Here is a 12,525-nt window from a genome sequence, read left to right on the forward strand (position 1 = left end):
TTTATGGAGTACGATTATGGACCTGAGTAACGTTAGTAGTTTTGACAGTATTATCTTACTGGGAATCGTTAATGAAAAATTGCGCCTGGAATGCGATTCTTTTGAAGAGCTTGCAAGCATGTACGAAATGGATGTCGAAGGTGTGGTTGGCAAGTTAGATGTGTTGGGTTATCAGTACGATCCTCTTACCAATCAGTTTAAGGCATACCAGCGTTAGTCATTGACTTTAAAAGAGCTAATGGAGATCACGATAGGCATGGTCTCCACCGCATCTGGCCGTTGTTATCCGCAACACTTCTTGTATTTCTTACCACTTCCACATGGGCAAGGGTCATTTCTTCCCACTTTGGTGCTTTCTATAGTGATAGGGCGGGGGGGAGTGGAGTCGTCCAGTTCACCATCAACGTAAAACCATTGCTCGTTTTCAAACAGAAAGCGCGATCTCTCTGACAGACAGTATTCAAGGCCTTCATCTTCAAGGTAGGCCTGAAATGAGACAAACCCTTCATTGTCTGTAGAACCCTCTTCAGTGCTCAGAACCTCTAGTCTGGTCCAGTGGCTATTGACAGATTCTGCAATAGAGTCTTTTTCCTGAGCGGCATGACAGCTAGGATGATAAGTGGCTACTACAAATTCAACGTTTTTGGTGATATGGGCACTAAAGCGTGCTCGCATCAGTTGCTCGGGGCGGGTAGCAAGCTTTGGGTTGTGGTGTATCGGTTGGCAACAAGTATCGTAAGGCTGCTTACTGCCGCAAAAGCAAAGTGTCATAACTAGTCCAAATTAGGCGTGGGTGTGGTATTCCGTTTCGATCGCCAAAAGATCTTCGGTCCACTTAATCGCGTCATCATAATATTTCGCAAGCTTCTCGTCACTAAGATCCAATTTATCGCGACAGGAAATGACCGTTACCCACTCGGCGGCTTCATACGCTTTTACTAAGGTAAGGATGTTGCCCAATGTACCCTGTTTGGTCACCAGTGCCACTTTAACCAGGTTGTCGATCGGCATTTTCTGCACCAATTCTTCTAGTGGTTGGTCAAATAATGAATCCAGTAAAGAGAACATGCCAGTCAAAAAACCAAGTCCTTCGTCGAGGTTGGTATTGAGGTCCGCCAGCAGTAATTCACAGAAGCGTGCCCGTTGAATCGACAAACTGTACAGGGTGTCGGGTTTATCGTCCTGAGTCGATGTAATGGCGACAAGAGAAATAAACTTGCGCAGTCGTTCTTCACCCAGGTAAACCAGCGCTTGTTTAAAAGACTTGATCTCGGCTCGAATCAGGTAAGAAGCATTGACAAAGGTAAGCAGTTTGTATGACAGCGTTACATCTTGCGAAATCAGGCGCTCAAGCTCATCGTAATTGATGTTTGGATTGGCAATCTCTTTACACAGTTGAACTACCGTCAGAAAAGACGGTTTGATTTGTTTACGTCTGATCAGTTGTGGACGACTAAAAAAGTACCCTTGGAACTGGGTGAAACCTACTTGCTTAGCAATTTCAAATTCTTCATAGGTTTCGACTTTCTCGGCCAGAAAAATAATGTCCTGGTTTTTGAGACGATCAATAAGCTTTTGTGCCTTAGACAGAGAATACTGGCGAATGTCTATCTTAATGATTGAGGTATACGGAAGAAATGGAAGCCACTCTTTGCGCGGGACAAAATCATCCAGAGCAAAAGTGTAACCAGCTTTTGACATCTTTTTCACCGCAGCCAGCAGTTCGGTCGTGGGCTCACAGCTTTCCAGGATTTCAATAACCAAGTTATCTTTGGGAAACAGAGTAGGTACTTGATTCACAAGGCTCTGGTAGGGAAAGTTCACAAACCCCAGTTTATCGCCAATCGTACTGTAATGGGTAGCAAGAAAGTGCTCAGATAACAATCTGTTGGTCGCCAGTTCCGGATCGATGTCCGGAAACGTATTGTTGGGACCGTCCCGAAACAGCAATTCATAGCCAACCGTTTTTTGTTCACTGTCTAAAATCGGTTGCCGGGCAATGTAGGAGTATTTCAAATTTTGCATCGTGATCTCAAAAACGTCGTTCTATTTTAACGTTTTATTACAGTCGTTGACTAATCATATGGCCGATTTTCTGCGGCTTGCGTCATGCTTTGAGCAAAACGGCGTACTTCTAACGAGTTTGAATCAGGTGAACAAACCAAAACAGAGCCTTGGTGATACCAATCGCCTAGGACGATACGTGTATACTTTTTGTCATCAACCGAAAAATGATGCACATTGGGTCGATGCGTATGACCGTGAATCATCAGATCCACACCTTCGCTTGTCATAAGTGCTTCGACTTCTGACTGCGTGACATCCATGATGTCGAGGGATTTGGTTGCTTTAACTTCTCGAATATCTCCCTGAATTTTACTTACGATACAGCGCCTTGTGAAGAAGGGGAGTCGATTGAATAGCCATTGAAGCCAGGGCATGTGAACTTTTGCTCGGAAAGACTGATATTTGGTGTCTTGTGTGCAGAGCGTATCACCGTGCAGAATGACGGTTTTTCGTCCGTAAAGGTCAATGACTGTATGTTCCGGCAATAGAGTGACACCGGTCTCCTGACAGAATCGTTTATTGAGTAAAAAGTCCCGATTTCCCTGAATAAAATAACAAGGTGTGCCTCGCTGCGTCAGAGAAAGGAATTCACTTTTGATTTGGGCAGCAAATTCAGAGGGATCATCATCGCCAATCCAAAATTCAAACAGATCGCCGAGTACATACAGAGCGTCAGCATGAATGGCTTCTTCTCGCATGAAATTTACAAAACAATCCGTCGTTTGAGGCTGGAGAGGTGAGAGGTGCAGATCAGATATAAATAGTGTTGTCATAGTGAGATCAAAGGGAGGGTTTCCCCTCCCTGACACGATTACTCGTGAATTGTTGTACCAGTGATGATCACTTCTTCAAGTGGTACGTCTTGGTGCATGCCCATTGAACCTGTGCTAACACCTTTGATCTTATTAACGATGTCCATGCCTTCGACCACTTCACCGAATACACAGTAACCCCAACCATCCAGGCTCTCTGAACGGAAGTCCAGGAATGTGTTGTCATTTACGTTGATGAAGAATTGAGAGCTTGCCGAATGTGGTTCCATAGTGCGAGCCATAGCAAGTGTACCCACTTTATTGCTCAGGCCGTTGTTTGCTTCGTTTTTAATTGGAGCGCGCGTTGCTTTCTCTTTAAGACCAGAAGTCATGCCGCCACCTTGGATCATGAAACCATCGATAACACGGTGGAATAGCGTGTTGTCGTAGAAACCATCGCGGCAGTACTGCGCGAAGTTAGCACTTGTTTCTGGTGCTTTTTCTTCGTTTAGTTGAATCTTGATGTCGCCGAAATTAGTGTGAAGGGTGATCATGATGAGTACCTATTACGTGTTTTTTTATATTAGAAACTCCGATTCTAGCCTAACTGAGTGCACAAGCAAACGAAGAAAGCCAGTGAACAGAAACTTAACGGGCGTTTTTTACCTGAACAGAGGTTAAAATCGTTTATTCTTCGAGCAAATTACAACATTTCTTCGCTTAATACCTCCATTCTGACAAGGATTATGGTTATAATCGCCGTTACTTTGTAAACGTAATAATCCAGATAGAGATCATGCTAAAAATATACAACACACTGACGAGACAAAAAGAGGAATTCAAACCTATTCATGCGGGCAAAGTCGGCATGTATGTCTGTGGGGTCACTATTTACGATCTCTGTCATATTGGTCATGGTCGTACATTTGTATCGTTCGATGTTGTATCTCGTTACCTGCGTTATGTCGGTTATGACTTGAATTTTGTTCGCAATATTACTGACATCGATGACAAGATCATCAAACGAGCGAATGAAAACGGTGAGTCGTGTGAATCGTTAACGGAGCGTCTGATCGGTGAAATGCACGCAGATTTCGATGCTCTGAACATGAAACGCCCGGATGTTGAGCCTCGTGCAACCGAGTTTATTGCCGAAATCATTGAATTGGTAGAAAAGCTGATTGAACGTGGTTTCGCTTATGTTGCGGACAATGGCGACGTTATGTTCGAAGTTGCTAAGTTTGATGAGTACGGCAAGTTGTCCAAGCAGGATCTGGATCAACTTCAGGCAGGTGCTCGTGTCGATGTAGAGAGTGCGAAACGTAGCCCGCTTGATTTCGTACTTTGGAAAATGTCTAAACCTGGCGAACCAACGTGGGAATCACCATGGGGTGCTGGTCGCCCGGGATGGCATATTGAATGTTCCGCAATGAACTCTTCGATTTTAGGCAATCACTTTGACATTCACGGCGGTGGCTCTGACCTTCAGTTCCCGCATCATGAAAACGAAATTGCTCAGTCTTGCTGTGCTCATGGCACTCAATATGTTAATACATGGATGCATAGCGGAATGGTGATGGTAGACAAAGAGAAAATGTCTAAATCACTTGGCAACTTCTTTACCATCCGTGACGTGCTGGAGCACTATGACCCAGAAACGGTACGTTACTTCCTGATGTCTGGCCACTATCGTAGCCAACTTAACTACAGTGAAGACAATCTCAATCAGGCTCGTGCGGCACTTGAGCGTCTGTATACTTCTCTTCGTGGTTTGGACATCAATGCCGAACCGACCGGCGGTGAGGAGTACGTGACTCGTTTTACCACTGCGATGAACGATGATTTCAATACGCCAGAAGCTTATTCGGTGCTGTTTGACCTGGCTCGTGAGATCAACCGTCTGAAAACCGTGGATATGGAGCAAGCGAGCCAACTAGGCGCTCTAATGCGCGAACTGGCTGATGTGATAGGCATTCTTTATCAGGATCCGGAAGCGTTTCTTAAGGGTGACGCAGGTGATGATGATGAAGTGGCTGAAATTGAAGCGCTTATCAAACTGCGTAATGATTCTCGTGCGTCAAAAGACTGGGCCAATGCCGATATGGCTCGTGACAAGTTGACCGAAATGGGCATTGTTCTGGAAGATGGTCCAGAAGGCACGACTTGGCGTCGTAAGTAAATTTTCGTAGCCCTTGGCATGCCAAGGGCTTCTTTTTAAATTTCAGATTTGGTGTAACGTTTTGGCTCAGATGTATTTCTATTACTCTGCAATGAATGCAGGTAAGTCAACGACTCTTCTTCAGTCTTCTTTTAACTATCAAGAACGTGGTATGAATCCTTTAATCTATACTGCAGCGTTGGATGATCGCTACGGCGTGGGATTGGTCAGTTCACGTATTGGTTTGCAATCAGAAGCGCAGTTATTTCAGCCGACGACTAATTTGTTCGATGATATTGCCACATTGAATGCGGCTGAGAAGCGTCATTGTATTTTAGTGGATGAATGTCAGTTCCTGTCTAAAGAGCAAGTATACCAATTGACGGAAGTGGTCGATAAGCTGAATATTCCAGTGCTATGTTATGGTCTGAGAACGGACTTTTTGGGTGAGCTTTTTGAAGGCAGTAGACATCTTCTTGCCTGGGCTGACAAACTGATTGAACTGAAAACCATCTGCCACTGTGGTCGTAAGGCCAATATGGTGATTAGAACCGATGAACATGGCAATGCGATCGCTGAAGGTGATCAGGTGGCGATAGGTGGCAATGACAGATATGTTTCCGTATGTCGCCAGCATTATAAAGAAGCGCTGGGCAAATAACGCCAATCAACTGAAGAACAAAAAAGGAAGCGAATGCTTCCTTTTTTAATGGCTTTCTGAATATCTAGAGTGCGTCCAGCGTGTGATCATATTTAAAGCTATAACCTAGTCTCTGCAGTTTTTCACTGGATATGGTTTTATCGGGTTCTGAACTGACTAAGTTCAATGAAGTGTCCAGTCCGGCTGAACGTAACGCAGCTCTGTAGAAAGTGACCTTGTCACACGTATTCGGTGTTGATGCGTTAACGACCGTTGCGTTGAGGTTTTCAAGACTGAAAATGATGGAGCCGATAGCGTCATCAAGATGCAACATGTTAGCCGCTGCCTGATCGCTGATCGATTTTAACTTGGATGCAAAACGGGAAGGGTGGCGATTGGGGCCGAATAAGCCACTACAACGTATGATGACATAATCCAGGGTAGAGTTTCTAACGTGCTCTTCCGCCGTCAACATAATGATGGATTTTGCACTGAAGTCATCCCGACCTTTGGCAATGGGGAGTCTCGCCATGTCTTCGGTCATGATTTCCGCTCTGTCAGGATAGACAGAGGTTGAGCTCACCATGATGATTTTCTCTACACCAATCATTTTGGCTAATTGGCAAAGTAGATTCCATTGTGATGCATATAAGGCACCACCTCCTTGTCTGAAGCCGGGAGGGAAACAGCCAATAAGTGTCTTAACATCCTTCGCCACCAGTTTATCAGCGAGGGACAAGATATCTTCTTCCTCTTTAACCTCATTGAGGTCGAGGCAAAAACCATCGAGTCCGGCGTCCGATAACTCTTCTACGCCTTGTTCGCTGGTGCGAGTAGGAATGACAGAATAACCTCTGTTTGACAGTGATTTGGCCAAAGGTAAACCCAACCATCCCGCCCCTACAATGAGAATTTGATTTCCGTTCATGTTATACGTCCTCGAAACGATGCCTTAGTAGCTCTCTCAACCGCTTATGTCCGGGATCTCTACTTTTACTCGAGTGTTGAATCAGGTCAATGTTGCTGATTGCTGATATTTTCTCAAATTCTATAGGAACCCTCACTAACTTGCCTTGAGCTAGCGCTTCTTTTGCCATATAAGATGGTGCATACGTCCAGCCAAATCCCTCAATACACCACTCCATAATCATAGCGTAACTGTCGGAATACCATACGTCGGGACTTAAGATTTGATGGAAGCTGCTCTTTTGTGAGCTACGCGAGCTGATTACTAGTTGCCGGTGCAAGCTAAGTATTTCAATGTGAGGGGAAATGGTATGCGCAAGAGGGTGGTCAGCCGCCACAAAGATGTCAAACTCAAAGGCTCCTACCACCTCAAAATCGAGAGAGAAGGGGATGACATGCTCACCGTAAACCAGACCGGATGTCGCACGTCCGGACTGAACCATTTCAATGATGTCCACGCTGCAAGCGAGTAAGCATTCTAGCTGTAAAGTGGGAAACTCACTGGCGAGATGTTTGAGTATTGGAGTGATTCGCTCAAGCGGAATACCTTCATCAACCGCCAGTACGATTGGTTGAATGTCTGTGACCGTCAGGCTGCTGACTAACTCTGACAAACGGTTGTGCTGAATCATAGCGGCTTTGGCATAGGGAAGAAGCTTATGCCCAGCATCTGTCAGTACCGGATAGCGGCCACTGCGGTCGAACACCTCGACACCGCAATCTATTTCCAGATTCATAATATTCTGGCTGATGGCGGACTGCACCTTCCCGAGTTTTCTTGCGGCAGCGGAGAAGGAACCCGCTTCGACTGTGGTAATAAAGGCTTCAATCTGCTCAATACTCAACATATCAGTTTTCCTGATGTTATCTCGTTTTCTGATACTTACAGCATAACGGATAATTGGCGTATTGGTACACAGAGTTTGAACGTATTGGGTTATCTATATGAACAATAAAGAAAGAATATTCCATGCCGTATTATTTGAAGCGTTGGCCCTTGCTATCATTATACCTATTGCATCTCTTGCAACGGGTAGTGGTTCAGTGCAACTGATGATTGTCGGAGTAGGGATGAGTGCTTTTACTGTTGTCTGGAATTACATCTACAACCACTGGTTTGATAAATATGTCCCCGGAGATCGCAGTGAGCGAACAGTGCGGACAAGAGTAGCTCACGCTTTGGGTTTTGAAGCAGGATTGATTCTGTTTACCATCCCTGCTATCGCATGGTTTTTACAGGTTTCGTTGCTGACTGCGTTGCTGATTGAAGCCGGATTCTTGGTGTTTTTCTTCTTCTATACAACAGGCTTTAACTGGATGTATGACAGATGGCAACCTTACCAGCGCTTACTTGTTCGGATTGGAAGACGCGGTGACATTCAGCCCTTGCAATAGGGAGAACTGACCACAGCGGCATGGATATGCCGCTGTGTGTTTGAATGGTTTTTAACTAAGAACTAAGAACTAAGAACGCGCAGTACGCGATCCGCATGTTCAGCAACCTCAATTCCCTCATCCGTCAGGTAACCACCATCTGGAAGGGTACACAGTCCTTTATCAAACAGTCTTTGGACTGCTTTTTGCATCTCTTCACTCGCATCATGATGAACTTTGATACCGGTTGCCGCACTACTAAGGTCAAACTGTAGCAGCAGATTCATTTCAGAAAGATGCTCTTGATTGAATTTCATTGAATTGCCTCTTGGTTGAGATTCTTCTCTCAACATAGTGGGGATCGCTTTCGTTGACAATCGCAGAGTTAATAAAGTGTTAGCTTGCGCCGCCTTATTAATGTGAATCGACGAATTTTTGAATGAAGTGGATGAAACGTAACCGGTTGAACACCCTTACAATGTATTTTGTCTATAAATTTGAATATAGTTCTAAGCTCACTATTGGCCAAGTTGGCATGAAGTTTACCTAGGGCTTAGATATGTCCTGGGTTTTTAGGAGAGTAGATGTCTACGGGCAAATTAGCAGTAGTATTGATGTGTGTTTTGGGGATTACCTCGTGTGCGAGCACACCAACAACGAATGATTCTCAGGCGAACCTTAGTCCTGAAGAAGTTCGGCTAACCAGAAGTAAGGTGTTCAGTGAAATTTCGGACACGTACACCACTTGGTCAAAGAAACTGGAGGGGTCGGAATCACTTCGAATCTACGCGCCAGAGAACTACCGTGACATGATGTCGTCCTGGAAAAGCGCACACGATTTGTTTATCGAGATGAGAAAAGATCCGAACCAAGTCGATAGTAAGCACTCAGTGTTCTCCAGCGAAACCTATGCAGTGGCATTTCGTGATAGGATCAATTCGGTAGAGTACAACTACAGTGCTATACAAGGCTTGAAGACACAGGCAGATGTTCTGCTGGAACCGGCAATGACTCAGATGGCTTATCTCATCGAGATTGAGGCTGGACGTTATTTCAAGCATGCGATGAATAACCTCAATCGCAGTTATCAAAGATTGTTTGAATATCTGGTGGTCTCAGAGGTGGAACATGCGGAGAGCTATCAGGATATCTTTCTGGATAATGCCAAAACACTAGAGGTGAGAGTCATAGAGGCGATTTATGTTAAGCCTCTGGAACAGAGATTGCTCGATCTATCTAAAGCCAGACATAACGTTCTGGCACCGGTGAGCTTTGGCTATGTTGAACAGGGCATTAAAGAGCTAGGTAACTATGTTTCGCATTCGCCACGACACTTTGATGACATTCAACAACAAGTCGATCGAATTAACTTCCAGTTCAGGCGTCTGGAATCAGTGGTTAAAGAAGTGACGAAGCTGGTCAGTATTGAGAAGTCTCAATTCGAACCAGTTGTGCTAGAGGCTGAATCTCGATTGCACAAAATATCATCGGTGGCCAAAGGCAACGATTATCGTGACCAACCGTTGTTAGCACAGTCTGAACGTATTGCTCATGACGTTGAAGCATTAAAGCGTGCAGATCGATCCAAGTCGCTGCAAAAAGAGAACGAGTTCTTAAAGAAAAAAGTCGCATTACTTGAGAAGCAAAACGAAGCTCACGTTCTCGCCACTGAACAGTTTACGCCAGACACTCAGCAAGTATTAGACAAAGCTGCGCAAAATAAAGCAGAAATAGAAGCTCTCAAAAAGCTGGTCTCTGCTTTACAGCAACAAGCCGATAACTCTTAGAGTTTCGATTTGGACACCTTTAGACGCCGCTTCAAGCGGCGTTTTTTTTACTTACAACTCTGGGGTTTTGAGAGTCCCATTTATCCTTTTCATTTATGAGAAATAAGCCTTTATTATTGAAAGAGGGCAAAGATTCCTTACCCGCAAACCATTTCGCTCACTCGATTTTTCACCTGTCAAGAACCTTGGTATAAAAATGATAAATAGGACTTGCTTTATTTATCGATTGGGGTGATTATCCGCGCCAATTCGATATGTAACCAAATATGTATAAGAGCGAAATGGAAATGAATCAATTTGATGCCTTGCTGCCTCCTCAAATGGCAGAACGTGCTGCTGAAGCTGGTGTAGGTAAAGCAACAAAAGACCCAATGAAGTCTTTTTTACTGGCTATTACGGCTGGATTGCACATAGGTATCGCGTTTATTTTTTATACCACGATTACAACTGGCGCAGGTGATCTTCCCTGGGGACTGACTCGTTTTATGGGAGGACTGGCATTCAGTTTAGGTTTGGTGCTAGTTATTATTACTGGTGGGGAGCTGTTTACCAGTTCTGTGTTGACGCTGGTGGCGCGTGCAAGTGGCAAAATCACCTGGCGTTCGCTATTCAAAAACTGGGTTGTGGTTTATCTGGGCAATATGCTTGGCGCTCTGTTTCTTGTGGGGATCATGCTGACCGCAAAACAGTACATGTTTGATGGCGGACAAGTTGGACTCAATACGATGCATATAGCTCAACATAAACTTCACCATGGCTTTTGGCAGGCCGTTGCACTGGGTATTATGTGTAATGTTCTGGTGTGTATCGCTGTATGGATGACGTTCAGTGGTCGTACGCTGACAGACAAAATCATTGTTATGGTTTTGCCGGTTGCCATGTTCGTATCGGCGGGTTTTGAACACTGTATCGCCAACATGTTTCAGGTTCCAATGGCTATCGGAATTAAGAATTTAGCCTCTCCCGAGTTTTGGCAAATGATTGGGGCGTCACCAGCTGAATTTGCTGATTTGAACGTGATGACCTTTGTGGTCAACAACTTAGTTCCGGTGACATTAGGCAACATTATTGGTGGTGGTGTCTTTGTGGGCATGCTTTATTGGCTCATTTACCTAAGAGATTAATCTGCGATCCGATTCAATTAGGCAAACTGGTACACGGTATTGAGCTAAAAGCGCGTTTTGACCCTTTAGAGTCAAACGCGCTTTTTGTTTGGGGGCTATCCCAACAGCTCCCCAGTAGACAAAGTGTCGGACATCTCTCTATCCTTGGTGCTATCAAGGTCGTTAGCAGACAGCGCTTCCGGTGTACAGATGAGCCAGTTTTTGGCGTCATCCTCGGTTAACAGCTGGGAATTGAGTACCATCAGTGATGCCATCGTTCGTCCTCCTGACGATTTATCTGATTCTTTGAACTGACATATCTTCAGGCTTTTACGCAAAGCCTGCACATAAAATAACCAGCATTCATGACGCCACTGTTAACGCTAGATGACGTCTGCACACATTTACACTATATCTAGTGGCCGCATTACAAAATTTCCATAAACTCAATAAGTTGGTTATCCACATATCCTGTGGATAACCTGGTTTAAATTGGGTGTGTAACATAAACGCGCCTGATTTATTGAGAATCAATAAAGTGGATTTCTGGTCTGCCAGCGTGGTTAAAACACCGGTGAACCACAAGGTTCAGTGTGAGGGTGATGGAAATAGTCATCATCACAAAAATGGCTATCATGATTATGAGCTGATACTTAATGGCGATAATTGGATTGGTTCCCCCCAGAATCTGACCTGTCATCATACCTGGCAGCGAAACCAGACCCGTGGTCGCCATGGTCGCGAGAATGGGAGCAAGCGACTTCTGCAATGCCACCCGGACAAACGGTAGCGTAGCGAATGGGATAGGGGCTCCAAGGGAAATAGAGGCTTCATATTCGCTCCAACGGCTTTCTAGTGAACCAAAGAAGTTTTGCAGTGCCACGATGTTGCCGCTCAGACTGTTACCTAAGAGCATCCCCGACAGAGGAATTACGTATTGCGCGCTGTAGAACGGATTAGGTTGAATGATAGCCAGGCAGAGTAATGCTATGACTGGAAACAGCCCAATCGCTAAACCTAACCCTACATACCCCATGAGTGGTCTTTTCGGTAACTTTGCTTTGCCAACAATCGCATTTGCCCCGACCAGAATCATGACCATCAACCACAGTAGGTTGACAACTAAGCTATTCAGATAAAACAAATATTCCAGATACAAACCCACAAGCGCTAACTGTAGGGTCATTCGTATCAGACCAACTACGGCATCACGCCCCAGAGCAAGTTTGTAACGGGCGTTAATGGCGAATGGGATACAAAGTGTGGATGCGAACAACAGTATTTGCCACCAACTGATATCTACGGCTTGCTGCATGAACCTGGCCATTGTTGAGAACGATAGGTCGTTAAATAGTACTGAATTCCCAGTTGGTTATCACTCTCTTTTGCCATGAAAAAAGATACAAGAAATTAACATTCAGAGGAGGATTGAGATCGGAAACACTGTCATATTGGTGTTTTTTGACCTTACTCGAAAGGGCTAAAGTTGCAAATTTGTTGCGTCGTTCACATACTTATAACTGTATTAATTTTTCATATCTGTTCATAAAATTTCACATAGATTTTTAATTAAATACAACTCGGGATGAACTCAAAAAACTGTTGATTAGTAAGGGTTGAGTGACCGGAATTGATTGAACCACACGGTTAGTATGGTTTAGCATTTTTCAATAGATAC

At 44.6% G+C, this 12,525-nt stretch carries 15 protein-coding genes; 6 read left to right on the top strand and 9 right to left on the bottom strand.

Annotated features, from left to right (window positions below; translation table 11 throughout):
* Positions 1–16 precede the first annotated feature (16 nt).
* Complete coding sequence (locus tag C4S60_RS11960; RefSeq protein ID WP_103880582.1) at positions 17–217, top strand: DUF4250 domain-containing protein; 201 nt, start codon at positions 17–19, stop codon at positions 215–217.
* Positions 218–282: 65 nt separating this feature from the next.
* Here C4S60_RS11960 and C4S60_RS11965 read toward each other — a convergent pair whose 3' ends face one another.
* The 4 genes from C4S60_RS11965 to C4S60_RS11980 are packed head-to-tail and all read right to left on the bottom strand — an operon-like array spanning position 283 to position 3,373.
* A complete protein-coding gene (locus tag C4S60_RS11965) occupies positions 283–771 on the bottom strand; it encodes a YchJ family metal-binding protein (RefSeq protein WP_103880583.1) in 489 nt (162 codons plus the stop codon).
* Positions 772–783: 12 nt separating this feature from the next.
* Positions 784–2,016: an EAL and HDOD domain-containing protein gene (locus tag C4S60_RS11970; protein ID WP_167390978.1), complete on the bottom strand. Its 1,233-nt coding sequence runs from the start codon at positions 2,014–2,016 to the stop codon at positions 784–786.
* 59 nt (positions 2,017–2,075) lie between these two features.
* Positions 2,076–2,840 carry a UDP-2,3-diacylglucosamine diphosphatase gene (gene lpxH, locus C4S60_RS11975; protein WP_103880585.1) on the bottom strand — a complete coding sequence of 255 codons (765 nt, stop codon included), beginning with the start codon at positions 2,838–2,840 and terminating at the stop codon, positions 2,076–2,078.
* Between the two features lie 38 nt (positions 2,841–2,878).
* Positions 2,879–3,373, bottom strand: coding sequence for a peptidylprolyl isomerase (locus tag C4S60_RS11980; RefSeq protein WP_103880586.1), 495 nt, complete (start codon positions 3,371–3,373; stop codon positions 2,879–2,881).
* Between the two features lie 242 nt (positions 3,374–3,615).
* Between C4S60_RS11980 and cysS the strand changes: the two genes are divergently transcribed.
* Together cysS and C4S60_RS11990 are read left to right on the top strand one after the other, a co-directional pair.
* Positions 3,616–4,998, top strand: coding sequence for a cysteine--tRNA ligase (cysS, locus tag C4S60_RS11985; protein WP_103880587.1), 1,383 nt, complete (start codon positions 3,616–3,618; stop codon positions 4,996–4,998).
* 61 nt (positions 4,999–5,059) lie between these two features.
* Positions 5,060–5,638, top strand: coding sequence for a thymidine kinase (locus C4S60_RS11990; RefSeq protein WP_103880588.1), 579 nt, complete (start codon positions 5,060–5,062; stop codon positions 5,636–5,638).
* A 64-nt stretch (positions 5,639–5,702) separates the two neighbouring features.
* Here the strand turns inward: C4S60_RS11990 and C4S60_RS11995 are convergent, their stop codons facing one another.
* Positions 5,703–6,545 (bottom strand): NAD-dependent epimerase/dehydratase family protein, encoded by an 843-nt coding sequence (locus C4S60_RS11995; protein ID WP_103880589.1) that lies wholly within the window; start codon positions 6,543–6,545, stop codon positions 5,703–5,705.
* A 1-nt stretch (position 6,546) separates the two neighbouring features.
* Positions 6,547–7,431 carry a LysR family transcriptional regulator gene (locus tag C4S60_RS12000; protein WP_103880590.1) on the bottom strand — a complete coding sequence of 295 codons (885 nt, stop codon included), beginning with the start codon at positions 7,429–7,431 and terminating at the stop codon, positions 6,547–6,549.
* A gap of 97 nt (positions 7,432–7,528) precedes the next feature.
* On the opposite strand from C4S60_RS12000, the gene C4S60_RS12005 reads away from it, so the two are divergent.
* On the top strand, positions 7,529–7,978 hold the full coding sequence (locus C4S60_RS12005; protein WP_103880591.1) for a PACE efflux transporter: 450 nt from the start codon (positions 7,529–7,531) through the stop codon (positions 7,976–7,978).
* Between the two features lie 62 nt (positions 7,979–8,040).
* Here C4S60_RS12005 and C4S60_RS12010 read toward each other — a convergent pair whose 3' ends face one another.
* Positions 8,041–8,274, bottom strand: coding sequence for a TIGR02647 family protein (locus tag C4S60_RS12010; RefSeq protein WP_103880592.1), 234 nt, complete (start codon positions 8,272–8,274; stop codon positions 8,041–8,043).
* A gap of 267 nt (positions 8,275–8,541) precedes the next feature.
* On the opposite strand from C4S60_RS12010, the gene C4S60_RS12015 reads away from it, so the two are divergent.
* Positions 8,542–9,744, top strand: a complete 1,203-nt coding sequence (locus C4S60_RS12015) for a hypothetical protein (RefSeq protein WP_103880593.1) — start codon at positions 8,542–8,544, stop codon at positions 9,742–9,744.
* Positions 9,745–10,025: 281 nt separating this feature from the next.
* The gene (gene focA / locus C4S60_RS12020; RefSeq protein WP_146060864.1) at positions 10,026–10,868 is read left to right on the top strand and encodes a formate transporter FocA; all 843 of its coding nucleotides are present in this window, start codon (positions 10,026–10,028) and stop codon (positions 10,866–10,868) included.
* A gap of 95 nt (positions 10,869–10,963) precedes the next feature.
* Here the strand turns inward: focA and C4S60_RS23555 are convergent, their stop codons facing one another.
* A complete protein-coding gene (locus C4S60_RS23555; protein WP_160111360.1) occupies positions 10,964–11,122 on the bottom strand; it encodes a hypothetical protein in 159 nt (52 codons plus the stop codon).
* Positions 11,123–11,367: 245 nt separating this feature from the next.
* Positions 11,368–12,162 carry an ABC transporter permease gene (locus C4S60_RS12025; protein WP_103880618.1) on the bottom strand — a complete coding sequence of 265 codons (795 nt, stop codon included), beginning with the start codon at positions 12,160–12,162 and terminating at the stop codon, positions 11,368–11,370.
* Positions 12,163–12,525 lie beyond the last annotated feature (363 nt).

This window comes from Vibrio hangzhouensis, from assembly GCF_900107935.1.
GTDB lineage: Bacteria > Pseudomonadota > Gammaproteobacteria > Enterobacterales > Vibrionaceae > Vibrio > Vibrio hangzhouensis.